We start from the raw sequence: 26995 nt of genomic DNA on the forward strand, positions 1-26995 counted from the left end.
GATGTACGGATTTTATCAATATATATATTGATCGGTCGTAAAGCGCCCGACAGCGATTACACCGGCGGGGCGGAGGACGACCCGTTGCGGTTGATGACGAGGATACCGCTCAAGGCCTGTCGAGCACCAACCCGCTCGCGCTCATGATTTTGTGAAAATGGGGCTGCAATCGAGCGATCTGCTTGTCGGTCGGACAGAACAAATCACCCCTGATTCAGGCAACTCCATGAACGCCTGGATCACAGCATTGTCAGGGAAGCAACGGCTTCAGATCCTAAGCGTTTTCGTGCCCGGTGAGCAGGGCTTGCCGGACATCCCGCCAGTTTTCTGTCTTGGGGTAGGCAAAGCTTAGCGCGCGGATGGTCCGCAGTTCGGCCTGGGGACCGGTGAACGGTACGGTCGACGTCGCTTCATAAGACCGGACCGCATCGAGCAACATGCGGCGCGCACGGTAGATGACCCGGTCGCAGGTGCCGAGGTATTCGCGGCTGCGGTCCACGATGGTCCCCATCGATTCCTGCACGGCGAAATCCTCGTAGGGGTTGCCGCGGTTGACGATGCCGGACCAGTGCCCGGCCTTCATCGCCTCGCGGTCCTGGTGCCAGAGGTTGGATTCATCGCCCATGTCCGAATTGAAGTGGTCGGGATCGCCGCTCCAGTTGCCCATCAGTGTCAGGTTGCTGCCATCGACGGGCGCATCGGCATCGTAGGATATGTACCATTGCGCGGTGGTTTCGTCGTCGATCGGTATCGAGCAGCACACGATCCGCGCGCCCGTGGGGGCGGCGGGAATGAAGCTGAAGAAGGGCAGGACCACCTCGCGCACCCGGGCATAGTCCTGATCGCCCAGTTCCGTGCGGATCGCCCCTTCGGTGAAGCCATAGGGCTTCTCGTCGAATTCGAAGACGGGCGCGCCGTCACCCAGCATCATATCGCTCTCTTCGAGAAAGAGCGATCGGCCGACCGCGCTGTCGAGATTGGTGGCGTGCAGGAAGGTGACATGCGCGCTGTCGAGCAGGGCTTCGAGACCCTGCAGCCAGTTGGTCTTGATGATCCCGCGCAAGGGGAACACGTGCGTGTCGGGCAGTTGCGTGAACTCGAAGTCGGGGAAGGGCGGCGGAGTTTCTTGCGCGCCCATGTAGACCCACACCAGCCCGCCGGCCTCGCGTGTGGGATGGCTGCGCACGGGCACGCTTTGCGCAAAGCGTTCCCGCTGGCTGCGCGGTTCCGTGGGAGCATCGACGCATTCGCCGTCGACGCTGAACTTCCAGCCATGGAAAATGCAACGCAGGCCGTTCCCTTCGTTGCGCGCCAGGCGCAGGCTCGCGCAGCGATGCGGGCATGCTTCCTGCAGAAAGCCGACCCGTCCGTCGGTGGCGCGGAAGGCGACGAAGTTCTCGCCGAAGAGGCGCACCTTCTCCGGAGCGCCATCGGCTTCCAGCTTGGCCGAGCGGCACGCCGGCACCCAGTATTCCCGGAGCATGGTGCCCATCGGCGTGCCCGGCCCGATCCGGGTCAGCAGGGTGTTGTCGGCGGAATTGAGCATGTTCGATCTCCCAATCGCGTTGCGAAGGTCGGCCGCAGAGGCCGCCTTGCGAATTTCCACCAAGGCTAGGACGATAATTCCGGTTGGCAAGAAATAATTCATGCGGGAGGCGCGCGAGGCTCACGCACCCGCTTGCGGAGCCCTATATTTCATGATAGCCGGAATTAATAATTCAGCCGCCCAAGAATAATGGGCGCTTAACGGGAGAGGGATCATGAAGCGATTCCATGGCAATGCGTGTGTGATGGCCATCGCGCTCGGAACGTTGCCGGCCACGGCTTATGCCGAAGCCGGCGATGCCGATCCGCAGGCAGGGCAGTTGGGCGAGATCATCGTGACCGCCGAAAGGGTGAGCCAGAGCCAGCAAAAGACACCGCTGGCGATCGACGTGGTAACGGCCGATGATCTGGCGATACAGCGCGTCACGCGCGCGGAAGACCTTTCCCGCACCTCCCCCGCGCTCGCGACCATCGGTGGCTCCGGCGGCACGACCACGTTCTATCTGCGCGGCGTGGGCAACAATACGGTCAACGCCTATTCCGACCCCGCCATCGCCTTCAACTACGACGGGGTTTACATTGGCCGGCCCAGCTCGACCTCCGGCATGTTCTATGACCTGGCCCGCGTGGAAGTGCTCAAGGGGCCGCAAGGCACACTCTACGGACGCAATGCCACGGGCGGCGCGATCAATGTCATTCCCAACCGCCCGAAGCTGAACAGCACCGGGGGCGAGGTCAGCGCCGGCTATGGCAATTACAACTGGTTGACGCTGCAGGGTGCGGTCAACTTGCCGCTGGGCGAGAACGTGGCGATCCGCGCCGCGGGCAATCTCTCCCGCCACGATGCCTTTCTCAGCGATGGCACCGGAAACCAGCGGGAAGCCGGCGCCCGGATTCAGATCTATGCGGAGCCGAGCGCGGCGCTCGATGTGCGGCTGGCATTCGACTATGCCCACCAGGGTGGCGCCAGTGCGTCAGGCTACTACGTCGGCGCGGTGAACCCGACCTTCGGCCCCACGGGCTTCGCCGGATACAACTTCGTGCCTTCGGGCTTTTCCACCCAGCAGGGCACCGGCGATCCCGCGTCGCAGGGCTTGCTGGCCTCGCGCTTTCTGGCGCAGGCGGGGCGTGCCGGCGCCGTGCAGGACGGCCGTCCTTCCAACGACAACAACTACTGGGGCGTCACCGCCGAACTGAACTACAAGACGGACGCAGGAACGCTCACGATCCAGCCGGCCTGGCGCGAGGCGAACCTCGATTACGTCTTCACCAACATCTTCCGCGAATCCGGTTCGAAGGAAAAGGACCGGCAGGCCAGCGTCGAGGCGCGGTGGACTGGCAGTCTGGGCAAGCAGCTGGATTACCTGATCGGCGGCATTTATTACGACGAGCGGATTTCGGCGAGCGCGTGGTACAACCAGTGGACGCTTTCGCCTTTCCAGAACTTCAAGACCAGCACGGAATCGTGGGCGGGCTTCGGCAAGGTTACCTTCAAGCCGGTGGAGGGGTTGAGCCTCACGGCGGCCGGGCGCTACACGTCGGACCGCAAGACCTTCAACGGCACGTCGCAGGTTTATCTGCTGTTCTGCGGCCAGCCCGGCATCGGCAATGTCTGTCCGAACACGCCGCTTATCCCCCGCGTGCAGACCGCCGCCGATGTTGAAGCGTTCTACGCCGCCAACGGCGTGCCGATCACCAATGTGCCGCTGTTCGTGCTGCCGCCGTTTGCGGGCGGATCGACCACGGCGCCCTTCGTGCTGCGCTCGCCGATCCCGGTCAATTCGGGGCTCCGGAACAACAAGTTCACCTATCGTCTTGCCGCGCAGTACGATTTTTCGCCGCGCAACATGGTCTATGCCAGCTTTGAAACGGGATACCATGCGGGTGGCTTCACCTTTGCTCGCGGACTGGAATCCTATGCGCCGGAAACGCTGGACGCCTACACCATCGGATCGAAGAACCGGTTCTTCGGCAACAAGCTGCAGGTCAACCTCGAAGGCTTCATCTGGAAGTACCGCAACCAGCAGTTCAGCCAGTTCGGCTATGACCTTGGCAATCCGCCATCGACGGTGTTTCTGACGCGCAACATCGGCAACAGCACGATCAAGGGCTTCGATCTCGACGTCGAACTCCTTGCCGCGACCGATACCCTGTTGTCAGGCTCGGTGCAGTATCTCGACACGAGCTATGACAGCTTCGTCTATTACGTGCCGAACCAGGGGCTGCCGCCCAACACGGCCTGCCCCTTCGCGCCGACCACGCAGACGACGCCGGGCGGCACGATCAACGTCTACGCGATCAACTGTTCGGGCCGGCCCGCGTTCAATGCGCCGAAGTGGTCCGTCACGCTCAACGGGCAGCAAACGTTCCACCTCGATACGCTCAAGCTGGTGCTCCAGGCCAATACCCGGTTCCGCAGTTCCACCTTCGTCAGCGCCGATTACCTTTCGTACCTGAAGGCACCGGCCAATTTCGTCACCACGCTTTCGGTGACGCTGGCGGAGGAAAGCGATCGCTGGTCGATCACGGGCTATGTCTTCAACGTCGAAAACAACCAGCGCATCGTGAATCCCTTTACCAACAGCGCCAACCTGATCGTCGCCAACGCGGAGCAACCCCGTACTTACGGCATCCGGGCGGCGTTCAAGTTCTAGCATGAGCCAGCACCAGCTATCCGGAGCCATATTCCCATGACAGTTTCGGTCACCGACCTTCAGTACGTCGCCCTCGCCGTTCCGGACATTGCGGCGGAGAGCGATTTCTTCCGCGATGTCTGGAAGCTCGAACCCGCGTTCGAGCAGAACGGGATGGTGTACCTCGCGGCGATAGGGTCTTCGCATCCTTATGTGATCCGCCTGCGCCAGGACGAGGTCCGCAAGACCGATCTGATCGGCTATTCGGCGGCAAGCCGCTCCGATGTCGATGCCCTGTTTGCCCAGGTGCAAGGTTCGGGCGCGAAGATCATCAGCGAGCCCGCCGAACTGGACGGTCCGGCGGGAGGCTATGGCTTCAGGGCCTTCGATCCCGACGGCCATGCCTTCGAAGTGGTCGCCGACAGTGCGCAGCGGACGGTGGGCGAGTTGCCGTCCGCACTGGCGGCGCCGTTGCGCATCAGCCACGTCGTGCTCCATTCGCCCGCGCACAAGGCGCTGGAGCAATGGTATCGCGACGTGCTGGGCTTCCGGCTTTCGGACTGGCTGGGCGATTTCATGGTGTTCCTGCGCTGCAATCCGGCCCACCACCGCCTGGCGATCCTGCCGGGACCGCCCGCGCTCAACCACATCGCGTTCGACGTTGCCTCGATCGATGCCCTGATGCGCGGCCTGGCCCGGATGAACGGGGCCGGGATCGAACTGCAATGGGGGCCAGGGCGCCATACGGCGGGCAACAACACCTTCACCTATTACACCACACCCAACGGCAATACGGTGGAGTACACGTCGGACCTCGAGGAAGTTGACGAGGCGACGTGGCAGCCGAAGGTCCATACGCCGGGGCTTGAGACGATGGACCAGTGGGGCACCGGGCGTATCATCCCGGGAAACAAGCCCCATGCCGAAATGGCACCCGATCCGGCACTGTGGCAGGTGCCGGCATGATCGCCTCGGCCCTGGTGATCGGTGGCGGCATCGCGGGGATGAGCGCCGCGCTCGTGCTGAGCGGGCAGGGCGTGGCGGTCGATCTGATCGATGCCGATCCCGAATGGCGCACCTATGGCGCGGGCATCAGCGTGACCGGTACCTCGCTGCGCGCGCTCGACGATCTCGGCTTGTTGGACGAAGTGCGCCGGCGCGGGCACGTCGCCTCGGGCTTCAAGGGGCGCTCGCCGGATGGTGGCATCCTGTTCGAAGCGCCGCTGGTGCCGGATGCCGCGCCGATCAACTGCAGCGGCGGCATTATGCGGTCCGAATTGCACGAAATTCTGTCCGCGAAGGTCAAGGCCTCTCCGTTGGCGGTGCGGCTCGGCACCACGGTCGCCGCGCTTGATGACACCGGCGATGGCGTCGACGTCGCATTCTCGGATGGATCGCGCGGGCGCTTCGATCTGGTGATCGGGGCTGACGGCATCTATTCGCAGACCCGCAGCCATCTCTTCCCCGATGCCCCGGCCCCGGTCTTCACCGGGCAGGGCTGCTGGCGAGCGGTCGCGCCCCGGCCAGAGGGCATGACCGGAACGGAGATGTTCTTCGGCGGGCCGGTGAAGCTGGGCTTCAATCCCGTTTCGCCCACGCACATGTACCTGTTCGCGCTGGAGCACGTGCCGGACAACCCGCGCTATGCCCAGGAGGATATGGTCGGCCGTCTCAAGGATCTGCTGGCCGGCTTCGGAAGCTATGTCGCCGAGGTGCGCGATGGTCTGGGCGATCACTCGCTGGTGAACTACCGGCCGCTGGAATGGCAACTGCTGGCGGACCCCTGGTACAAGGGACGCGTCGTGCTGGTCGGCGATGCCGCCCACGCCACCACGCCCCACATGGCGTCGGGCGCGGGCATGGCGATCGAGGACGCGCTGGTGCTGGGGCGCGAACTCGCCGGGCATGACAGCGTCGATGCCGCGCTGGCCTCGTTTATGGCGCACCGCTTCGAACGCGCGCGGATCGTGGTGGAGAATTCCGTGCGGATCGGCACGATCGAGATGACCGGCGGGGACCAGGTGGAAGCCAATCGTATGCTGGGCGGCACGCTGGCGGCGCTGCAGAAGCCCTATTGAAGCCAGAAGCCCTGTTGAAGCCAGAAGCCCCATTGAAGAAGGTGCAACCGAACGTGGACTTTACCGGTATCGCAACGATCGAGGTCGATGGCGCGCCTGCGGCGGTGGCCGTGCGCGCGGGCAAGGCCTTGCCACTCGCGCGGGTTGGCCTGCCGAATGATGCCCTGCGGCTGCTGGAGACGTGGGAAGAGACATGCGCGGCCCTTGCCGGGTTCGGCGAGGACGCCTGGGCGCAGGCTGTGCCGTTCGACATGGCGGACGCGCTGGTTCCTTACGTGCCCCGGCAGGTGTTCTGCACGGGGGCGAATTATCGCAAGCACGTGATCGGCCTGATGATGGGCGATCCGTCGATGCGCACCGCCGACATGGAAGGCAAGTCGCCCGAGGAACTGCGCGCCCACGCCGAACGCGTGATGGACGAGAAGGCGAAGACATCGACTCCCTTCTGCTTCATCAAGCTGCCGTCCGCCGTGATCGGGCCGAACGATACGGTGGTCCTGCCGCGGCAGGTCGAAAAGCCCGATTGGGAACTGGAACTCGGCGTCGTGATCGGCAAGCGCTGCCGCCATGTGTCGCCCGAACAGGCCATGGACCACGTCGCCGCCTATGCCGTGGTGAACGATGTGACCGCGCGCGAACTGATCTTCCGCAAGGACGGCTCGGCCGTCGGGCCGGACTGGCTGGCGGGCAAGAGCTTTCCCACGTTCCTGCCGTTCGGCCCCTTGCTGGTGCCGCGCCAGAACGTGGCCGATCCCTATGCGCTGAACATCCGGCTTTCGGTGAATGGCAAGGTTTATCAGGACGAATCCACGTCCGACATGATGATCGGCATCGAACGGCAGATCGCGTTCCTGTCGAGCATCGTGGAACTGCAGCCCGGCGACCTGATTTGCACCGGTTCGCCCTACGGCAACGGATCGGCCTTCGGGGTTTACCTGCAGGATGGCGATGTGATGGAGGGAGAAATCACGGGCCTGGGGCAGCAGCGCAATCCTTGCGTGAAGGAAGGCGACGCCGGTTAACGCCGGCGGAGCCCGTCTAGCAGGAGTTTCGGCACGAACGCCTCGTATTCCTGCTCCAGCGCGGCAAGATCGGTTCCTTCCGGCACGAGCATCTTCACCACCTCTTCGCCGGAGTGGAAGAAATCGCTGATCCCGATCACGGCCAGATGGACAAACAGGGGAGAGAAATCGGTCAGTTGCTTGTCGTGGTCGGCATCGAGCAAGGCCTGGTAGGCCTCGACCGGCATGCTCTGCCATTTGCGCAGCTTCTCGCGCACTTCGGGCGAGCGGACGCTGCTCAATTCCTCGGCCATCAGCCGCTGCATGTATCGAGCCGAGCGGGTGAAGCGGAACGTGCGGTGGATCAGGTCTTCCAGCCCCGCCTCGGGGGTAAGGTCTTCCGAACGGGTTTCGACCTCGGCCTGAAGCGCGATCTGTTGCGTGACCTCCAGCAGCAAGGCCTCGCGCGATCCGAAATAGTAGCGGACAAGGGCAGGGTCGGCCCCGGCCTCGCGCGCGATGGCGGCGATCGTCACTTGCGCGGGCGTCAATTCCTGAAGCAGCTTCTTGGCCGCGGCAATCAGCGTTTCCTTGCCAACGCCATCCCCCGAACCGACCGGTCGTCCCTTGCCCCTGCGCGGCTGTTTGCTGCTGCTCATTTTTCACCCTTAGCGCGCGACTTAATTCTTGAGAACAGGAATAAAAGCGTTAGGGTTGAGGCGGGAGAAGGAGACGGGAATGGCGAATTGGGCCTTCACGCAGGGCGTCCATGATATCGGCAACGGCGTTTACGGCTATGTCCAGCCCGACGGCACATGGGGATGGTCGAACGCCGGGCTGATCGTATCGCGGGGAGAAACCCTGCTGGTCGATACGCTGATGAGCCGGAGCCTGACCAGGACGATGCTGGCGGACTTTGCGCGCGTCGACGGTGGCGATCATATCGATCGTCTGGTGAACACGCACGCGAACCCCGATCATTTCGTGGGCAACGGACTTGTCGAAGGGGCCGAGATCATCGCGACGGTCGAAACCGCGCGCGAGATGGGCGGGTTCGATCCGGTCCGATTCGCCAGCCTGGCCGATAACTGGCAGGCGATGGGCGATGCCGGGGCCTTTCTTTACGAAACCATGGGCCGCAAGTTCGACTGGAGCGACCTTGATTCCGTCGCCATGCCCAACCGTACCTTCGAAAAGTCGTTGCAGCTGAGCGTCGGCGATACCGCGGTCGAGCTGATCGACCTTGGCCCGGCGCATACCGCCTCCGACACGATCGCCTGGCTGCCGCAGCAGCGCGTGGTCTTCACCGGGGATCTGCTGTTCAACGAAGGGCATCCGATCATGTGGGACGGCCCGATCGAAAACTGGATCGCCGCCTGCGAACACATCGTCGCGCTCGATCCCGAAGTGGTTGTGCCCGGCCACGGCCCGATCACGGACACCGTGGCGGTCGCCAACCTGCGGGACTACTTCCGCTATGTCCGGGACGAGGCGCGCCGGCGGTTCGAAGCCGGGATGGGCTGGAAGGAGGCCGGGCGCGACATCAACATGGCCGAGTATCGCGGCTGGACCGATCCGGAGCGCATCGTGGCCAACGTTTTCGCGCTGTACCGGCAGTGGGGGGCGCCGCTCGCGCCGGAGGACGGGGCCGACCTGTTCGGGGAAATGGGCCGCTATGCCCGCGAACTGGCTGGGCACGAAGGGTGTGGCCATGACCATTGATGCGCCGCTCAACGCCACGCACGATCCCGCCGCGCGTTCGTGGCTCGCTTCGGCCAACCTGCCTGAAACGGATTTCCCCATCCAGAACCTGCCGTTCGGGCTGTTCGAGCACGGCGGCCGGGTGCGGGGCGGGGTGGCGCTTGGCGATTGCGTGATCGATCTGGCGGCGCTGGCTGACAGCGGATTGCTCCGGGGCGACGGGGCGCTTGCGGCCGCGAAGGCGGCCAGCGGGGAAACGCTGGCGCCGTTGCTGGCCTGTGCGCCGGCCGACGTAAGCGCCTTGCGCGCGGAGCTTTCGCAGCTGTTCCGCGACGGTGGCGGAGCCGACCGATCGGTGCTGGAGCCAATGCTCGTGCCGTTGTCGGACGTGACGCTGCGCCTGCCGGTCCGTCCGCCGGCGTTCACCGACTTCTGCACGTCTTACGATCACATCGCGCGGATGGGCCGGAAAACGCCCGGACTTGCCGCGCTGTCGCTGCCCGTCGCCTACAATGGCCGGGCGAGCTCGGTGGCGGTCAGCGGAACGCCGGTGCAGCGGCCGCTGGGACAGTTCGAAACCGCGCCCGGCAGCGGCAAAGTGCGCTTCGGCGCGGAACCGATGCTCGATTTCGAACTGGAGTTCGGCGCCTGGCTGCGGGGCGGAAACCCTCAGGGCCAGCCGCTGACCATGGCGGAAGCCGAGCAGGCCCTGTTCGGATGCTGCCTTGTCAACGACTGGTCGGCGCGGGCCATCCAGTTCTTCGAATCCATTCTCGGACCCTATCTGGGCAAGTCGTTCCTGACCACGGTCAGCCCGTGGATCGTCACGATGGAAGCGCTGGCGCCATTTCGCGTTGCGGCGCGTGGTCGTGGCGAAGGCGAGCCTGCGCTTGCCGGGCATCTTCGCGATCCCGCCGACATTGCCGGGGGAGGGCTGGCGATCGAGCTGACGGCAGAGCTTGCCGCGCCCGGCCTTTCCCCCCAGCGGATCGTGCGCACCGACACCCGCGACCTGTACTGGACGCTGGCGCAGATGGTTGCCCACCAGACCTCCAACGGCACGCCGATCGACACCGGCGATCTTATCGCCACCGGGACGGTTTCCGGGCCTGAGGACGAAAGCCGGGCCTGCCTTGCCGAGATCACGCTGGGCAGCGGCGTGCCGATCACGCTCTCCGATGGCAGCACGCGCACGATGCTGGAAGACGGCGACATCCTGACCATACGCGGCCGCGCCACGCGCGATGGCTTCGTTCCGATCGGCTTCGGCGAATGCGCCGGGGCCATCCAACCTGCGCGGAGCCTTGCATGAGCCTGTTCACCTGCGGCGATCGTGCGCCGATCCCGGTCCGCGCACGCGGCCAGCATCTGGTTGTCGACATCCATTGCCACCTCGGCATTCCGGCGGCCGATGCCATCGTGCAGGCGCACTATCCGGGGCCGCCGCCGGGCATCAACGATTTCACCAGCGCCAAGACCAGCGAGGTCAACCGAGCGATGTTCGGCGCGATGGGCCGCACGCTCAACACGCTCGATACGCGCCTTGCCGACATGGACCGGCTGGGCATCGATGTGCAGGCGCTGTCGCCCAGCCCAGGGCAGTATTTTTACTACGCTGACGCCGAGACCGGCCGGGATGCCGCGCGGGCGGTGAACGACGGGATGGCTGCGGCGGTCGCCAGCCAGCCCGACCGGTTCGTGGGCATGGGCACGGTTCCGCTGCAGAACGCGGAACTGGCCATCGCGGAAATGCGCCGCTGCGTGGCCGAGCTTGATCTGCGCGGCATCGAGATCAGCTCGAACGTCAACGGCGAAGACCTCCATGCCGAACGCCTGCGCCCGTTCTGGGCGGCCGCCGAGGAGCTGGGCGTGCTGATCTTCCTGCACCCCCTGGGCTTCACGCAGGGGCAGCGGATGAGCGAATATTACTTCAACAATCTGATCGGCAATCCGCTGGAATCCACCCTGGCGATCGGGCACCTGATCTTCAGCGGCACGCTGGACCGGCATCCGGGGCTGAAAATCTGCGTGGCGCACGGCGGCGGCTATCTGCCGGGCTATTGGGGCCGCATGGACCATGGCTGGCGGGCGAGGGGGGATTGCAGCGAGCACTGCCAGCACGCGCCCTCAAGCTATCTGCGCAAGCTCTGGCTCGATACGCTGGTGTTCGATCAGGACCAGCTCGACAGCCTGGTCCGCACGCATGGCGCGGATCGGCTGTGCCTGGGTACCGATTACCCCTTTGACATGGCGGAGCCCGATCCCGTCGGTTTCCACGCGCGGTTGGCGGAGGAGGACAAGGCACGCATCCTTGGCCTCAACGCCGCCGGTCTGCTGGGCCTGGCGCCGGCATGACGCCGACCGAGGGGGCGCCGCGGCAGGCCTTGTCGTCGTACTGGGCGCTCGCCGTCCTTTTCCTGACGAACGTTCTCAACCAGGGCGACAGGATGCTGTTCGGCGTGGTGGCCGAACCGATCCGCACGGACCTGCGGTTGAGCGATACGCAGCTGGCGCTGGCCAGTGGTCTGTTCTTCGTGCTGTTCAGCCTGCTCGGGGGCGTGTTCATCGCCAGGCACGTGGACCGGGGCAACCGCGTCAGGATTCTGGCGGCGGGCATCGCGCTGTGGTCGTTGGCGACAGCCTGGACCGGACTTGCCCACAGCTACCTATCCCTGTCGTTGGCCCGGATTCTCGTCGGCATTGGCGAGGCCACGGCTTTTCCCGTGGCCATGTCGATGATTCCCGATCTTTTCCGGACCGAAACGCGCGGCCGAGCCGTATCGATCTACCAGTCGAGCAATTTCGTCGGAATCGTCGGTGGTACGATACTGGCCGGGGTTCTTGCCGCCTTGATGGGGTGGCGCAGCATGTTCATCGTGTGCGGCGGAGCGGGTCTGGCGGTGGCCGCGCTTCTGGCCCTTACCGTGCGGGAACCCGCCCGCGCTCGCGCCGACGACGAGTCCCCCGTGGCCTACTGGACCGATCTCGTGACCGGCTTTCGCGCGGTGCTGCGCATAAGGGAGGTATTGTACCTGTCGGTGGGCCTTGGCTTCACCGCCATGATGGGGTCGGTGCTGGGAGCATGGGGGCCGGCGTTCCTGATCCGGCTGCACGGGATCGAACTGGGGCAGGTGGGGATTTTGATCGGTCCACCGGTCGGGCTTGGCGGCATTGTCGGGACCGTCGCGTCAGGTTTTCTCGCCGACGGCGTGGTACGCCGCACCGGGCGGCGCAATGCCATGCTGCGGGTTTCGTTGGTGGCGGTCCTGCTCTCCCTGCCGTTCATGGCGGGCTTCGTCTTCGTGCGGGAAATCCAGCTTGCCCTGGTGTGCGCCGGCGTCATGAACCTGCTGCTCAGCGCGGCCATTCCGCCGATCATGAACTACGCGATCGGGCTGGTCGGGCCGCGCGAGCGCGGGATCACCGCGACCGTCGTGATCATCCTGATGGGCCTCGTCGGGGGAGCACTCGGTCCGGCTGTTGTCGGCGCGATCAGCGATGGGTGGCAGGCCGAACACGGCGCGCAGGCACTCCGCTACGGACTGGCCGCGATGCTGGTTTCCCCGATCATCGCCGGGTGGATCATCGCGTCCGTGCTGAGAACGGGCGACGTCAGGATCTGAGCGACAGTCCGAATATCGGCCTGCCTGGGGCAAGGCGGAAGCTGGACTTCCCGTCATCGCCTCCTGCGTACGATTCCGCTGTTTATGAAACCGTGAGGTTCATTGCGGGAACATCTCGACATGGGTTTCAGCGGTGCTACCGTAGTAGACGACGCGGCGCACCAGGAACGAAACGATATAGCCGGCGCAGCCTTTGTCTTTCACCTTTTCGCTGAAGGCAGCATAGCTATACTCGGGATCGCCGGCCTGAGCCCAGCGCACCAGCGCTTCGACGCCCGCGTTGTCGAATGTGGCAGCGACGGCGCCCGCCGAATGCGGCAAATCGAGTGCGATGCAATCGCCATCGGGCAGCGCCGGCCTGTCGCCCACAACGCCATTATCCGCGATGCCCGATCGCGGCGTTCACCCATTAATTAAATACGAGTAGAATATTATTGATGCCCTTGGGGGCGCATGCTAGGCGTCCCGTCGGCAGATCCGCAAGACAGCCGGTCGCCAGCGGGAGAGGCGGTTTGGACGCAGCGCAACGATCGATCGATCCGGTTCTCGAACGTCCGAGGATGGGTGCCTATCGCTGGATGCTTTATATCGCCTGCGGCGTGCTGATGGCGTTGGAAGGCTACGATGCCTACGTGGTCGCCAATCTGGCCGCGGTCATTGCCAAGGGGCTGGCCATCCCGATTCCGGCGATGGCCTTCGTATTCACCGCGCAAGCTGCCGGTATGGCGCTGGGGTTCTACACCATCCCCATGCTGGCCGACCGGATAGGCCGCCGCGGCTTGATTATCGCCGGTTCGGCGCTGTTCGGCGTGTTGACGCTGGTATCGACGGTGGCGGTCGATTTGCAGCAATTCGCCATCGTGCGCTTTCTGGCGTTCGCGTCGCTGGGCGGAACGATGCCCAACATCGTGGCGCTTGTTGCCGAATTCATGCCCACGGTAAGGCGTGGGCGCCTGTTGACCTGGCTGTTCATCGCGCATGGGCTTGGCGCATCCATCGCCGGGCTGATAGGCCCGACACTGGTGGCCTATCATTCCTGGCAAGCGGCGTTCTGGGCCGGCGGTGGGCTGCTGCTGGCGTTCGTTCCCTTCCTCTACCTCTACCTGCCCGAATCCTGCCGTTTCCTGATCGTGCGCGATCCCTGCGATCCGCGTATCGGTCGCATCTTGCGGCGGATCGACAACACGTTCGAATACGCGCCCGGCGCCCGTTTCGTTACGGCGGAGGCCAGCACGACCGGCATCCCGCTGGCGGGGCTGTTCCGTGAAGGCCGCGCGTTGATGACACTGATGCTGTGGCTGGCGATGGGGGCTGCGCTGTGCGTGACGGCAACGCTGTCGGCATGGCTGCCCAGCTATCTTCACGTGCTTGGCGGGTTGGACACCAGCACGGCCACACGGATGTCAGCCATGTCCGCGTTCGGCGCGATCGCCGGGCCGGTGCTGCTGACCGCGATGATGAAGCGCATGGGGATGGCAAGGTCGCTGATGCTGACGCTGTTCATCGCCTTCATCGTGATGAGCCTGACCGGCATGGTGCGGGAAAGGCCCCAGCTTGGCTGGGTGTTTGGTGGGGCGTTCGGTTTGCTGGTGATCAGTGCTCAGGCCGGTCTGAACTCGCTCGTGGCGTCAAGCTATCCCAGTTCGATCCGCTCCACGGCTATCGGCTGGGCTGGTGGCATCGGGCGCGTGACATCGATGATAGGACCGGGGCTGGGCGGCGCGATGCTGGCGGCAGGCTGGGGTTCGTGGCGCATCTATCCCGCGGTGGCATCGCCACTGCTGCTGGCGGCTATCGCCATGATGGTTTTTCACACTCTGCGGTCGGATGGGATTCCTGACACGCGCGATTGATGGACAGTGGACTGGTGACAAACATGCAAAGAAGATCGTTGTTGGCCGGTGCGGGAGGATTGGTGCTGGCGGGCGCGACGCGGCTATCGGCCCGCGCCGAGCCACGGGTGTCGGCAACGGACCCGCTGTTCGACGCGCACATCCATTTCTTTTCAAGCGATATCGCCGCCTATCCGATCGATCCGCGTTTCGCGCGCGAGCCGGAGGAGGTGCTGCGCGCCCGGATCATGCACGCGCCGGCCACCCCGGAAACGGTGTTTCCGCTATGGCAAGCGGCGGGTGTCGTGGGCGGCGTGGGCGTGCAATACAGCGGGGCCTACAAGACCGACAACAGGTACGTCCTGCATGTGGCGGACGCCCACCGCGACCGGATCGCGACGGAGATCATCGTCGATGCGCGCAATCCCGCCGCCGCCGCCGATATCGAAGCCAAAGTGCGCGACCATCACGTCGATGCGCTGCGTGTCACGGGGTTGGCCGACGCCAGCGGCCACTACCCCTGGCTCGATTCCGAACCGACCCGGGCAATATGGGCGCTGGCGGAACGTCTGGGGCTGCCCGTGGGGGTGACGTATCTGCCGCCCAAGGTCACCGGCAACGCCTTCGCGGCGATCGCGGGCCTGGCGGACCGCTATCCGGGCTGCACGATCCTGTTCGAACATCTGGGATGGACGGGCGGCCCCAATTCCGCCGGTCTCCTGGCCGAGCACGCGACGCTCGCGGCGCGCAGCAACGTCCGCTTCAAGTGGACCACGATGGATATAGACGCGCTGACTGCCGCGGGGATCGACCCCGCGTATTGCCTGCGCGACGCCGTTCGCCTTTACGGCGGCTCGCGCATCATGTGGGGATCGGACTTCGGCAACACCACGCGGCCTTATGGCGGGATCGCCAAGGATGCGCGCGATTCCTGCGCGCTGCTATCGGCGGCGGATCGCCGGGCGGTACTGCACGATACGGGGCGCGCCACCTTCCGGCGGCGCGCCTAATTCTACCAGGGAACCTTACCGCTATCGCCATAGAGACCGCCGGTCGGGCCGTCTTCATCGAGAAGTGCCAGCCCGATCGCTACCGCCGCGCCCTCGCTGGGCGGGCGGCCGTTGCTGTTGGAAAGATCGGTCGCGCACAGGCCGGGGTTAGCCGCATTCACCTTGATAGGCGTGTCGAGCAACTCGTTCGCGAACTGCACGGTAACCGCGTTCACGGCTGTCTTCGACGTGTTGTAGGCCAATAACCGGCTGAACGAGAACGGCGCCTCGCGGCCGCTGGACAACGAAAGCGAGGCAAGGCCCGTCGACATGTTGACGATGCGGCCCGCCTTGCTGGCGCGCAGCAGGGGAAGCATCGCCTGCGTCACCGCCACGACGCCGAACACGTTGGTTTCATAGGTCTGGCGCATCAGGCCCAGATCCGACAGGCTGGGTGGAACCCCCTTTTCCAGCGAGACGGCGGCGTTGTTCACCAGGACATCAAGCCGGCCCCATTCGCTGGAGAGACGCTCCGCCGCGGCGGCGATGCTGTCGGCATCGGTAACCTCCAGGGGCTGGAAGTGAACTTCCAGCCCTTCGTCCCGCAGCGCGGTTGCTGCTGCTTCGCCCGCCACAGGATTGCGCGCGCCCAGCACTACAATCACTCCGTGCCGCGCGAGCCCTCGGGCGATCTCGAACCCGATGCCCTTGTTGCCCCCGGTAACCAGCGCGATCTTGCTGCCGGTGTCAGACATCGAACGGTGCCGAGCGGGGATAGCGGCCGATGTATTGCAGGAACTGGCCGAAATATTTGTCGCTGCGGATCAGCGTGCTCTTGCCGTATCCCCGGAAGCGCAGCGCGAACAGGATCGGCTCGTCCTCGGCATAAAGCTTGTGCATGTAGTCAATCCGGCTCTGCAATTCCGCGGCTGCGGCTTCCGGCCCCAGTTCATCCGCCTGCGACTTGCGCATGGCCACGAGGAAATAGGCGTCGGACCAGCCAGGGGCGACCTGGGAACTGCCAGCCATGAAGAACCGTTCGGTGCCGTCGGAAAGCTGCATGTGGGCAGTAAGCCAAGTGCCGCCGAAAAGCTGCGTATCGGCGATGCGCGCTTCGGATTCCTGCCGCACGACGATCACGTAGTCCCCGAAATCCACCTTGGTGGGATTGGGGTTGTTGATGCCGTGGACGGTCTGAAGGTGCTGGAAATCGACGAGGTTGGACGATCCGATCCAGCCCTCGATCGGCCGCAAGCCGCGATGGAATGCACGGAAAACAACCTCGTCTTCCGAGACGTTGGGCAATTCCGGCAGGTCGAACAGGGGCGTTTCACCGTTGAAGGCCCAGATCATCCCCCAGCGTTCCGCCGCCGGATAGGAAAAGATGCGCACGGCGCGCGGGATGTGGGTTTCGCCCGGAATGTCCACGCAATCGCCGTTGGGGCCGAACTTCCAGTGGTGGTAGGCGCAGCGCACCGCGCCATCGACGAGGCAGCCTTGCGCAAGATCCGCCCCCACGTGCGGGCAGTAGGCGCTTTGCACCACCGGCCGGCCTTCGGCATCGCGATAGACGATGACCCGCGTGCCGAGGAAATCGCGCCCGACGATTTCGCCGGCAGGCAGTTCTTCCGCCAGCATCAGCGGGTTCCAGTTCTTCAGATAGGTGCCATCTGGCTCCTTGCCGTATTCCTGCCCCGCGAAAGGCGGGGGCGGCAGGATGGGGGCGGCTTGCTGGGTCGTAGAATCGGACATCTGTTTCTCCCTTGATGGCGGGGAAGTAGCAGATCGGCCCGTGCTCTGGAATATATTTTATAGTGAGCTATAATTTATTCCCTGATAATTGCTTCCTGTTCGGCGGTGCGGCCGCTGGCACGGCGCCAAGGCCTTCCAGGATCAGGCTTCGCACGAAGCCCTTGTAGCGCGCGGCGGTATCGGCGGAACTCTCGTCCCACTCCACTCCATCGCGGTCAAAAAGCTTGGATGCCTGCAGGTATTTTTCGCAAAGCCCCATGATGGCGAGGAAGGTGAAATAGGGATCGACCGGCCGCAGCGTTCCTTCCGCCACGCCGGCGGCGATGATCGAGCGATAGATTTCCAGCGTTTTCGACATCCAGACATTGATGAGCTCGGCCGCCAGGGGATCGGTTTCATCGCCGATGATTTCCACCATCAGCCGATGGTAGAAGGGGTTGGCCATCAGGAAATCGACCATCGCATCGATGCGGATGGCCAGACGGTCCGGCGCGGACGTGGCATCGCTTTCCACCGCGGCCACGCTGTCGCCAAACTCCTTCGACAGCATTCGGGCCACGTCGACCAGCAAGCGCGTGCGGTCCTGGAAATAGTATTTGAACAGCGTAAGGTGAACGCGGGCGTGGCGCGCGGCGACCGAAAGCGAAAGCTTTTCCGGCGGCAGGGTCCGCAATAGTTCGGCGGTCTGTTCAATCAGCAGCTCCTTGCCGATCCGTCGCTTGCCGGTGGGGCGCCCGATCGCCCGGGTCACTTTCCCGGCGGTCCGCTCGGCCTTCTTGCGCGGGGCTCCGGCCTTCTTTTTCCCCCGCGTTGGTACGTCTTGCTTGTCCACTCGCCAAATCCTCGATCGCCAAAACGCAGGGGCCGATACGCCGCATGACGGCCCTGTCGCGCGGTGTCGCGATGCCGGACCGATCGCAAGCACTACCGCGCGGTTTCGCCAGCGACAACATCTTGCGGATTCCCGAACAACAATTATCGGTGCATATAATTTGATGGAGAAAAGCCTTTATGAGTGTGGCCGGCGTAGATACCCACGCGCATATCTTTCACGCCGGGATGCCACTCTCCCCGGACGCCTGGCATCGGCCCGCGGGGGAAGCTCCGATCGAGCTTTATCTCGACAACCTGCGCGCAGCCGGCATCGACCGTGCGGTGTTGGCGGCGGCCAGCCTGTTCGAAGACAACAACGATTATGCGCTGAAGGCCACGGCGACGCATCCGAATCTGCGCACCACGGTTATCGTGGATCCCGCGACGGACGATTATGCGCTGCGCGAGATGGCGTCGGCCGGGGCGGTTGGTGTACGCCTTCAATGGCGTAGCACGCCGTCGCCGCCCGACCTTGCCGATCCGGTGTGGCAGCGCTTTCTGCGCCGCCTGGCAAACGGGGGCTGGCATGTGCAATTGCACGACCGGGGGGATCGCCTGCCCGCCGCCATCGCCGCGATCGAACGGAGCGGCGTGCCACTGGTAATCGATCACTTCGGCCGCCCTGACGCGGCGCTGGGCGTGAATTGCACCGGCTTCCAGGCCGTGTTGGGCGCGGTCGAGCGCGGGCGCTGCTGGGTCAAGCTCTCCGCCGATTTCCGTATCGGCTCCGACGCGCTTGTCCGGCAACTGACCGATGCCCTGCTTCGCCACGCCGGCACCGACCGGCTGTTCTGGGGAAGCGACTGGCCCTTCGTGGCGTTCGAGGCAGGCATGACCTATGGCCGGGCGATCTCTCGCTTCGAAACGCTGGTGCCCGATCCAGCCGTGCGTGATGCGATCCATCGCACGGCCGGACGTTTCTATTTCGGAGATCAATAATTATAATTGGTTTGAAATAAAAATCACTGTCGGATAAGCCATGCGTGCGGCGGCTAGGAAGAAGGGTTCGCGCATGGAGACGGGATATCGTGAGAGGCTGCGGGCGCCGCTGAATTCGCCTGATTTTCGGGGCGCGCGGCCGCGTCGTTACGAACGCAGCGTCGTGAATGGCATGATCGTGGAACGCGACGTGCGCGTGCCCACGCGGTTCGGGTTCGATATATGGATCGATCTCTTTCGCCCGGAAGGCGAACGCGGCGAACTGCCGGTTCTGGTGGCGTGGACTCCTTATGGCAAGCACGATCCCGCCCCGTTGGCGACGATCTTCCCGGCCTCTGGCGTGCAGGAAGGCTGGATGTCGGACTTCACGATTTTCGAGGCGCCCGATCCGGTCTACTGGACGGCGCGCGGCTATGCCGTGATCACCGCCGACGTGCCCGGCACATGGTTTGCCGAAACCGAAGCCAGCTATTTTTCNNTGGTCCAATGGCAAGGTGGGCCTTTCGGGAGTGTCCTATCTTTCGTCGTGCCAGTGGAAAGTGGCCGCGCTGAAGCCGCCGCACCTGGCGGCGATCAACGTGTGGGAAGGGTGGTCGGACACCTACAACGAGATCGTCCGGCACGGCGGCATTCCGGAAACAAGCTTCTGGCCCTACATCCACGTGCGCTGGGGTGCGTCCGACCGGCAGGTCGAGGATCTGTGGGCGCAAACCGTGGAGCACCCCTATTTCGACGCATACTGGCGATCGAAGGTCGCCGATTTCAGCGCGATCGACGTTCCGGCCTATGTCGTGGCCAGCTGGTCCGATCACGGCGTGCACACGCGTGGCACGCTGGAAGGCTTCAAAGGCTTGTCCTCCCCGCGCCGATGGCTGGAAATCCACGGCGGGAAGAAGTGGGCTTATTATTACGAGCCGGATTCGATCGCGCGGCAGGCAGCCTTTTTCGATCACTTCCTGAAAGGGGAGGAGACAGACCTGGTCGACTGGCCGCCCGTGCGCTTGCATGTGCGCGATCGTTATGGCGAGGCGACGATCCGCGCCGCCACGGCGTGGCCGGTGGAAGGCACGCGGTACGAGCGGCTATATCTGGACGGGGAAAGCGACGGCCTTGGCGCGTTGCCGCCCGCGGCAGGCTCCGAGGTCTGCTATGATCCGCTGGACCAGCAAGGGTGCGCAGTGTTCGATTTCCCGGTCACCGAGGATCTCGACCTCGTGGGACACATGAAGCTGAAGCTGTGGGTTTCGACCGACGAGGGCGATGACCTTGATCTGCATGTTGCGGTGGAAAAGCTGCGCCCGGACGGCGGCAAGGAAGGCTTCGCGCACTGGGCAGTGTTCGAGGACGGACCGGTCGCTCTGGGATGGCAGCGCGTATCACGCCGCGCGCTCGATCCGGTGCGGTCCACCGCGCATCAGCCGGTGCTGTCCAACGATCGCGACGAAAAGCTTGCGCCGGGCGAGATCGCCGAAGTGGATATCGAGATCCTGCCTTCCGGCACGCGCTTCCGGCCGGGCGATACCTTGCGGCTGATCGTGAAAGGGCGCGACATCTACGATCACCCCAAGCCGATGCTGTACATGCGCCACGAAGATACCGTGAACCGGGGCACGCATCGCATTCATACTGGCGGCGATCGCGCGTCATACATTCTGATACCGCGAGTGGACAAGTAAGCGATGGACGTGGCGCCGCGTGCCAAGCAGGAAAGGGTGCATGATGAGCGAGGTTAAGGACGTGGCGGACGATTTGCGGGCCGGTTTGCGGCGGCTGGCGAAGGCGGTGGTCGTCATCACGACGCGGCACGAAGGGCAGCGGCACGCGATGGCTGCGACGGCGGTAAGCGAACTCAGCATGGACCCGCCGTCGTTGCTGCTCTGTGTGAACCGGGGAGCGAGCCTGCACGGGCCGCTGGCGGCGGGGGCACCGTTCTGCGTGAACATCCTGCACGCCGGTCAGGAAGCGCTTTCGGCGCTCTGCAGCGGACGCGAGAAAGGCGAGGCACGCTTCGCGTCGGGCGCGTGGACCGGAGAGGAAGACGGCCCGCCGTGGCTGGAGGATGCACAAGCTAGCTTCGTGTGCGTGTACGAGGATCGCATGGAATACGGCACGCACAGCGTGATAATTGGCCGCGTCACCGACGTGCGCCTGCACGGCGATGTCGATCCGCTGGTCTATGTCGACGGGCGCTATACCCGCGTCGCCTGAACGGCGTGCCGCACCAAAAAGGGCGCCCGATCCTCGGCGGGATCGGGCGCCCTTTTCATCGCTGTGAACGTGTCAGGCCGTCATGGCCTTCCCGCGCTGGCAACGGCCTTGTTGATGGCGGCAATGTTCGCGCCACTGAACGCTTCGCGGTTTTCGTAGACCCAGTCGAACGACCGTTCGCGCTGGCGATTGGCCTTGTTGAAGCGCGGCATCACATAGCGCATCATCAGTTCGTAGGAGCGCTTTGTCGCCTCGAAGTTCATCCAGTTGGTGCCGGTCATCAGCAGGCAACCAAAGGGACCGGTGCGCTCCCACATCCGCTCGAGAAACTCGACCGCGTCATCCGGCGTGCCGACAAGGCCACCGCGCAGCGCGATCAGTTTGGCCGCGTCGTTCCCCGCCTTCGCGCGGGAATCGGCATAGCTCGCGGGATTGAGCGCTTCGAGATAGCGCATCCAGGGCTCAAGCCCGAACTCCACCGCCTTGGCGGCCTCTTCGCGCGTTTCGGCGAGGTGGAACGATACGACGACGCGCAGGTTATCGCGGCTCAGCTGGTTGCCAAATTCGCGGCCCGTTTCCTCTGCCAGCGCCCAGCTGGCGTTCACGTCGCCACCGCCATGGGTGAGGATGCCGAAGTTGTAACGCCCGGCCAGCCGCGATCCGACCGGCGTGCGCGAGGTGACGACGGTCATTTCCGGCAGCGGGTGGCTGTAGGGTGAAAGCTGCATGCTGGCATCGCGCAGCGTGAACCATTCGCTGTCGTGCGTGACGACTTCGCCACTGACGAGACGATGGATCACATCCACACCCTCGACCAGCCGCGCGCGCTGCTGCTCCGGCGCAATGCCCAGCATCGCCGCGTCGGACACCAGCATCCCCGGGCCGAAACCGAACATCGCGCGCCCCCGCGTCTGGTGATCCAGCTGGATCATGCGATCGGCGATCATGTAGGGATGGTGATAAGGCACGGAGATCACGCCAGCGCCGATGCGGATGCGCGAGGTGCGTTCTGCCGCCGCGGCGATGAACAGGTCTGGCGATCCGTAGATCTGCATCCCGCCCGAATGATGCTCGCCCATCCAGACTTCCGAAAAGCCCAGGTATTCGAGCCATTGCACGAGTTCGAAATCACGCTGCATGCACAGCGAGACATCTTCGTCGTTGCCGTGATGGGGGGGGAGGAACACTCCCGTTCGCACATGGCGGGACTCAGTCAAGCAAGGCCTCCACAAGTTTGTTTTGCCGCGCGTCTGCATCGCGGTTGCCTTCGATCCATAATCCGACCGGCGGGGAGGAGGCAAGATAAATTATAGTTGATTAGAAAAATGCGTGTCGACTCGCCGGCAGGTCATCAACGAGGCAAACGGCTTCCCCCGGCGCGTTGGACGAGCGATGGGGCGAAACCTGCGAGACCGCACAAGCTGAAGCCGCTGCCGCGGATGTCGGAAAATCCACGATTTTATCCCGCCAGCCCATGTTAGGAATATCTCAAAAATCCATGGAAATATGGAATATGAAGTTTATTTATCCTCTCTATTGAATTTATTTTTGGTACATGTATGCTCCGTCGAACACGAAAAGAGCCGCCATCGGGTGGGCTTCAATATGGGGAGAGCAGGCAGATGCGCCTGGGTTGTACCGTTTCCGCTCTTGCACTGGTTATCGCGACATCGCCCGTCGCCGTCGCGCAAACCAGCGATTCTTCCACGAAGACAAATATGGTTGACGGGCAATCGCCGGAGGCGCAGCCGGAGTCCGGGATTACCGACATCATCGTCACCGCACAGCGCCGCACGGAATCGATCCAGAATTCGTCGCTTTCCCTTGCCGTGGTCGATGCAAAGCAACTGGCCACCGCCGGGGTGACGCAGCCGGAAGGCCTGAGCCGGCTGGTACCCAACCTGCAAGTCGGCTCGTTCGCCTATGCGCGCATCTATCTGCGCGGCGTTGGCGATAACACGGCGAACGGCTTTGCGCAGTCTGCGGTCGCCTTCAACGTGGATGGCGTGCATGTGGCGCGTTCCACGCAGTATGGCGGCAGCTTCTACGACGTAGCGCGGATCGAGGTGCTGAAAGGCCCGCAGGGGACGCTTTACGGGCGCAACGCTTCGGCCGGGGTGATCAACGTGATTACCAACGCGCCCACGCAGAAATTCGAAGGCTACCTCAGCGCCAACGTCGGCAACTACAATTTCTACCAGCTGCAGGGCGCGCTCAACGTGCCCATCACCGATACGCTTGCTGGTCGCGTGGCCTTCAACGTGGTGGAGCGCGATGGGTATCTGCAGGATGGATACGACGATGAATCGCAGCGGTCCGGCCGTCTGCGGTTGTTGTGGGAGCCGAGCAGCGCCGTCAGCCTCGGGTTGAAGGCCGATGTCACGCACACCGGCGGCAAGGGGCAATCGGGCGTCGTATTCCCCACGCCGGCCGGCGCCGATCCCTGGATGGCGGCCTCCGGCGATCTGGTTCGGCAATACCAGATCGCTACCGGATCGCCGCGCGTTCCTACCGATGGCTTCGTGGACAACACCTATGTCGGCGTTTCGGCGGAGCTGAACGCCAAGCTGGGCTTTGCCGACCTCACCGTGGTTCCCGCCTATCGCTGGCAGGATTTCGCGTTCTACGCATCGCCGGCCGGCAACCTCAATTTCCGCGAGGCGGACAAGGTCTATCAGACCTCGCTCGAAGTCCGGCTGGCGCGGAATACGTCGAACTACAACATCGTGCTCGGCGGGTTCTATTTCCGCGAAGTCACCTATGCGGATTCCCGCATCGACCAAGGCGCGCGTGCGGGCGCCCTGGCGGGCAACTCATCGATCTTCACGTCCTATCGCGCGCCAACCAAGGCGCTCGCGGTATTCGCCGACGGGCGCCTTTCGCTCACCGATCGCCTCCGCGTGCTGGCGGGCATTCGCTACACCGATGAAAAGCGCGGCCTGTTCGGGGTGACCACGACCTTTTCCACCATCGCCAGCGTTCCCACCTGTCCGCCGACGATCGCGCTGTTCGATCCCGCCTATCGCTTCTGCCTTCAGGGCCGGGCTGATAACGAGGTGAAGAACAACGCCGTCACCTGGCGCGGGGGCGTGGAATTCGATCTCGCGCCACGCTCCATGGCCTATGCCCGCGTCGATCGCGGCTTCAAATCGGGCGGGGTTTTCTCGGGCGCGGCCCCGGGCAATGACTATGCGCCGGAATTCCTGACATCCTACGTCGCGGGCGTGCGCAACCGCTTTCTCGACAACAAGTTGCAGGTCAATCTGGAAGGCTTTTACTGGGACTATCAGGACTACCAGTTCACGTTCGTCAATTTCGACACGCGCGGCGTATCGGCGCTTGTGACCCGCAATGTCGGCGCGGCCCGCATCTATGGCGGCAATGTCGATGTCGTGTGGCAGCCGCAGCGAAGCGATACCTTCACCTTCAACGTCGAATACCTGAACGCGCGCTTCAAGTCGTTCACCTACACAACATCGCTTGCCAGCGATCCGGCGCGGGAATGTCCTTCGCTGGGCGTGGTCGGGTCGGTGAACGCACCCGGCCGCGGTCCGGTGAGCCTTTATGGCTACAGCTGCGCCGGCGCGGCGCTTCCCCGCGCGCCCGAATGGACGCTGCGCGGCGGATGGACGCATGAATTCGAACTGTCGAGCGGTGCTACTTTCACTACCGATATCGATGCGCAGTACAGCTCATCCTACAAGCTTGATCTCACCAAGGTGGCGTTCCTCACGCAGTCGCCCTACGCGCTTCTCAACGCGCAGCTCACGTACCGCTCGCCGGACCGGCAGGTTACCGTCACGGCCTGGATGCGCAACATCACCAACCGCGCCGTTTACAACGATGCCCGTCGCTATGGCTCCACCAACTTTGCCGGCGGCGATATCCGGCCGCCGCGCACGTTCGGTGCATCGCTGAAGTACAGCTTCTAAGGCTGCGCGCATTCCGCCACGCCAGGAGTGGGCGCCGATCTTGCGACGGCGTCCACTTCAGGTTGCGGCGTCGTCCGGCAGGGACCACGCCTGTTCGTCTTGCGCCACGGCCTTGTGCAGCCATCGCCGGAAGCGGGCGACAAGCGGCTCGTTCCAGCGTGGCCGGCTGCACCGGAAATAGTAGGCTCCCAGCCGGACAGGCTCCCAGGGGCCGTCATCGGGCGACAGCATGACCAGTCGGCCGCTGGCCAGATCGTCGGCAACCAGGTAATGGTTGGCCAGCGCCACGCCTTGCCCCGATCGTGCCGCGACGAGCGCCAGGTGCGCCTGCCCGTACCGCGCGACGGGCTGGCTTACCTTGGGGCTAAGGCCTTGTAGCGAAAGCCAGTTGGCCCATTCCGCATCGGACCGCTCCTGGATCATCGGCAGGTCCAGAATGTCCTCGCGCTGGCGCAGGGCGCCGTGCCGGCCGATCCTGAAAGACGGCGCGGCGACAGGAAACACCACGGGCCGGGCAATTTCCTCCGCGCGCATGTCATCGGGCAAGGTCTTGGCGTCATCGTCGAACAGATAGCGGATGTCGCCGTCCGCTTCGTCGTGCCGGAACGATGGTTCCGTGTCGGTGGAATGAAGATCGACCAGCGGTCCGCTGCGTTCGCGCGCGCCGGTGCGAAAGTCCGGGAGGCGTTGCGCCAGCCAGTGCAATGAAAAGCCTGCGGAACACCAGATGGTCAGCGGGCGCGCGTGCGCTCCCTTCACCGCGCTCGTCGCCGCTTCCATGTCGGAAATGGCGGCGGCGATTCGCGCGTGATACCGGCGCCCGGCTTCGGTCAGCTCGCCCGTCCGGCGATTGTACAGCGTGACGCCCAGGAAGGTTTCCAGCGCGGCCATGTGACGGCTGACGATGGCGTGGCTAATCTGCAGGGAGTGCGCCGCCTTGCGAATGCCACCCAGGCGACCGACCCTGTCGAACGCGCGCAGCACGGCAAACGGCGGAAGGATTCCGGTGCTCATGGTGGTAACCTAACGTTACCACCCCGACCATACAAGGCGCCTTCCGCCGACCGGTGGAGCACTCTAGGCCGGCGGCTACCGCGATCCATGCCACCCTTTTCCGCGTGCGTATCCCATCGGCACAGCAGGAGTTGCCTCATGACGAACCAGTCCATTCTCGAACGCCGCGAACGCGCTGTACCGCGTGGCGTTGCCACGGCGACACCGGTCTTCGCGGCCCGTGCCGAGAATGCCGAGATCTGGGACGTGGAAGGCAAGCGCTACGTCGATTTCGCGGGCGGCATCGCCGTGCTCAACGTGGGGCACCGACATCCCCGCGTGATGGCGGCCGTTGCCGAACAGCTCGATGCCTACACGCACACGGCGTTTCAGGTCATGGCTTACGAGCCCTATATCGAGCTGGCCGAGAAGCTGAACGCGATCGCGCCGGTGGAAGGCGAAGCCAAGACCATCTTCTTCACCACCGGCGCGGAAGCGACCGAGAACGCGGTGAAGATCGCCCGCGCCGCCACCGGCCGTCCCGGCATCATCGCCTTTGCCGGCGGTTTCCACGGGCGCACCCTGCTGTCTTCGGCGATGACCGGCAAGGTCAATCCCTACAAGCGGGGTCTCGGTCCGTTCCCGGCCGAAATCTACCACATCCCGCTCCCCTCGGAATCGAGCGGCGTCACGCTGGACCAGACGCTCAAGGCGCTGGATTTCCTGTTCGCGGCGGACATCGAGCCGGAACGCATCGCGGCGTTCATCATCGAGCCGGTGCAGGGCGAGGGCGGCTTTCACATGGCCGATCCCGGCCTGTTCGAGGCGCTGGACAAGCTGCGCCAGACCTACGGTATCCTGATCATCGCTGATGAAGTGCAGACCGGCTTTGCCCG

Annotated in this window: 23 protein-coding genes and 1 pseudogene; 16 read left to right on the forward strand and 8 right to left on the reverse strand. The window is 64.2% G+C overall.

The genetic code is table 11. The features are described 5' to 3' along the window. Nucleotides 1–274: 274 nt before the first annotated feature. On the reverse strand, nt 275–1546 hold the full coding sequence (locus B3547_RS15230) for a Rieske 2Fe-2S domain-containing protein (protein ID WP_292964435.1): 1272 nt from the start codon (nt 1544–1546) through the stop codon (nt 275–277). Nucleotides 1547–1790: 244 nt separating this feature from the next. Between B3547_RS15230 and B3547_RS15235 the strand changes: the two genes are divergently transcribed. Genes B3547_RS15235 through B3547_RS15250 form a run of 4 tightly spaced genes read left to right on the forward strand, consistent with a single transcriptional unit; the run spans nt 1791 to nt 7278 of the window. Then, complete coding sequence (locus tag B3547_RS15235) at nt 1791–4199, forward strand: TonB-dependent receptor (RefSeq protein ID WP_292964437.1); 2409 nt, start codon at nt 1791–1793, stop codon at nt 4197–4199. A gap of 36 nt (nt 4200–4235) precedes the next feature. Then, complete coding sequence (locus tag B3547_RS15240; RefSeq protein WP_125953437.1) at nt 4236–5144, forward strand: VOC family protein; 909 nt, start codon at nt 4236–4238, stop codon at nt 5142–5144. Then, on the forward strand, nt 5141–6256 hold the full coding sequence (locus B3547_RS15245; protein ID WP_292964440.1) for an FAD-dependent oxidoreductase: 1116 nt from the start codon (nt 5141–5143) through the stop codon (nt 6254–6256). Before B3547_RS15240 ends, B3547_RS15245 begins: the two co-directional genes overlap by 4 nt. A gap of 53 nt (nt 6257–6309) precedes the next feature. Next, entirely contained in the window at nt 6310–7278 is a 969-nt protein-coding gene (locus B3547_RS15250) for a fumarylacetoacetate hydrolase family protein (protein WP_292964442.1), read from the forward strand. Here the strand turns inward: B3547_RS15250 and B3547_RS15255 are convergent. Beyond that, on the reverse strand, nt 7275–7916 hold the full coding sequence (locus tag B3547_RS15255; RefSeq protein WP_292964444.1) for a TetR/AcrR family transcriptional regulator: 642 nt from the start codon (nt 7914–7916) through the stop codon (nt 7275–7277). The two genes, B3547_RS15250 and B3547_RS15255, sit on opposite strands and share 4 nt — an antisense overlap. 79 nt (nt 7917–7995) lie before the next feature. On the opposite strand from B3547_RS15255, the gene B3547_RS15260 reads away from it, so the two are divergent. The 4 genes from B3547_RS15260 to B3547_RS15275 are packed head-to-tail and all read left to right on the forward strand — an operon-like array spanning nt 7996 to nt 12581. Further along, entirely contained in the window at nt 7996–8979 is a 984-nt protein-coding gene (locus tag B3547_RS15260) for an MBL fold metallo-hydrolase (RefSeq protein WP_292964446.1), read from the forward strand. Further along, complete coding sequence (locus B3547_RS15265; RefSeq protein WP_292964448.1) at nt 8969–10270, forward strand: fumarylacetoacetate hydrolase family protein; 1302 nt, start codon at nt 8969–8971, stop codon at nt 10268–10270. Before B3547_RS15260 ends, B3547_RS15265 begins: the two co-directional genes overlap by 11 nt. Then, on the forward strand, nt 10267–11313 hold the full coding sequence (locus tag B3547_RS15270) for an amidohydrolase family protein (protein ID WP_292964450.1): 1047 nt from the start codon (nt 10267–10269) through the stop codon (nt 11311–11313). Before B3547_RS15265 ends, B3547_RS15270 begins: the two co-directional genes overlap by 4 nt. Continuing rightward, on the forward strand, nt 11310–12581 hold the full coding sequence (locus B3547_RS15275; protein WP_125953443.1) for an MFS transporter: 1272 nt from the start codon (nt 11310–11312) through the stop codon (nt 12579–12581). The genes B3547_RS15270 and B3547_RS15275 overlap by 4 nt, the downstream gene beginning before the upstream one ends. Before the next feature lie 99 nt (nt 12582–12680). Here B3547_RS15275 and B3547_RS15280 read toward each other — a convergent pair whose 3' ends face one another. Next, nucleotides 12681–12950 (reverse strand): hypothetical protein, encoded by a 270-nt coding sequence (locus B3547_RS15280; RefSeq protein ID WP_292964452.1) that lies wholly within the window; start codon nt 12948–12950, stop codon nt 12681–12683. A gap of 143 nt (nt 12951–13093) precedes the next feature. On the opposite strand from B3547_RS15280, the gene B3547_RS15285 reads away from it, so the two are divergent. Both B3547_RS15285 and B3547_RS15290 read left to right on the forward strand, forming a co-directional pair. After that, nucleotides 13094–14434 (forward strand): MFS transporter, encoded by a 1341-nt coding sequence (locus B3547_RS15285; protein ID WP_292964454.1) that lies wholly within the window; start codon nt 13094–13096, stop codon nt 14432–14434. A 23-nt stretch (nt 14435–14457) separates the two neighbouring features. Further along, complete coding sequence (locus B3547_RS15290) at nt 14458–15423, forward strand: amidohydrolase family protein (protein ID WP_292964456.1); 966 nt, start codon at nt 14458–14460, stop codon at nt 15421–15423. 2 nt (nt 15424–15425) lie between these two features. Here B3547_RS15290 and B3547_RS15295 read toward each other — a convergent pair whose 3' ends face one another. The 3 genes from B3547_RS15295 to B3547_RS15305 form a co-directional block, all read right to left on the reverse strand. Beyond that, a complete protein-coding gene (locus B3547_RS15295) occupies nt 15426–16157 on the reverse strand; it encodes an SDR family oxidoreductase (RefSeq protein ID WP_292964458.1) in 732 nt (243 codons plus the stop codon). Further along, a complete protein-coding gene (locus B3547_RS15300; protein WP_292964460.1) occupies nt 16150–17154 on the reverse strand; it encodes a Rieske 2Fe-2S domain-containing protein in 1005 nt (334 codons plus the stop codon). The genes B3547_RS15295 and B3547_RS15300 overlap by 8 nt, the downstream gene beginning before the upstream one ends. A gap of 67 nt (nt 17155–17221) precedes the next feature. Then, nucleotides 17222–17725, reverse strand: coding sequence for a hypothetical protein (locus B3547_RS15305; protein WP_292964462.1), 504 nt, complete (start codon nt 17723–17725; stop codon nt 17222–17224). Nucleotides 17726–18165: 440 nt separating this feature from the next. Here B3547_RS15305 and B3547_RS15310 point away from each other — a divergent pair, with 440 nt between their 5' ends. The 4 genes and pseudogenes from B3547_RS15310 (at nt 18166) to B3547_RS15320 (ending at nt 21174) form a co-directional block, all read left to right on the forward strand. Continuing rightward, complete coding sequence (locus B3547_RS15310) at nt 18166–18966, forward strand: amidohydrolase family protein (protein ID WP_292964464.1); 801 nt, start codon at nt 18166–18168, stop codon at nt 18964–18966. 172 nt (nt 18967–19138) lie between these two features. Further along, a pseudogene (locus tag B3547_RS22065) lies at nt 19139–19405 on the forward strand (CocE/NonD family hydrolase); the annotation flags it as partial. A gap of 10 nt (nt 19406–19415) precedes the next feature. Beyond that, entirely contained in the window at nt 19416–20642 is a 1227-nt protein-coding gene (locus B3547_RS15315; RefSeq protein ID WP_292964466.1) for a CocE/NonD family hydrolase, read from the forward strand. Between the two features lie 40 nt (nt 20643–20682). Continuing rightward, nucleotides 20683–21174 carry a flavin reductase family protein gene (locus B3547_RS15320; RefSeq protein ID WP_292964468.1) on the forward strand — a complete coding sequence of 164 codons (492 nt, stop codon included), beginning with the start codon at nt 20683–20685 and terminating at the stop codon, nt 21172–21174. Between the two features lie 80 nt (nt 21175–21254). Here B3547_RS15320 and B3547_RS15325 read toward each other — a convergent pair whose 3' ends face one another. Continuing rightward, entirely contained in the window at nt 21255–22430 is a 1176-nt protein-coding gene (locus B3547_RS15325) for an LLM class flavin-dependent oxidoreductase (protein ID WP_292964469.1), read from the reverse strand. A 462-nt stretch (nt 22431–22892) separates the two neighbouring features. Between B3547_RS15325 and B3547_RS15330 the strand changes: the two genes are divergently transcribed. Beyond that, complete coding sequence (locus B3547_RS15330; protein WP_292964470.1) at nt 22893–25106, forward strand: TonB-dependent receptor; 2214 nt, start codon at nt 22893–22895, stop codon at nt 25104–25106. Between the two features lie 57 nt (nt 25107–25163). On the opposite strand, the gene B3547_RS15335 is transcribed toward B3547_RS15330, so the two are convergent. Continuing rightward, nucleotides 25164–26120 (reverse strand): LysR substrate-binding domain-containing protein, encoded by a 957-nt coding sequence (locus B3547_RS15335; RefSeq protein ID WP_292964471.1) that lies wholly within the window; start codon nt 26118–26120, stop codon nt 25164–25166. Nucleotides 26121–26258: 138 nt separating this feature from the next. On the opposite strand from B3547_RS15335, the gene B3547_RS15340 reads away from it, so the two are divergent. Further along, a partial coding sequence (locus B3547_RS15340; RefSeq protein WP_292964476.1) for an aminotransferase class III-fold pyridoxal phosphate-dependent enzyme occupies nt 26259–26995 on the forward strand: 737 nt, incomplete at its 3' end.

Origin of the sequence: Novosphingobium sp. UBA1939, from assembly GCF_002336885.1 — a bacterium.
Taxonomy (GTDB): domain Bacteria; phylum Pseudomonadota; class Alphaproteobacteria; order Sphingomonadales; family Sphingomonadaceae; genus Novosphingobium.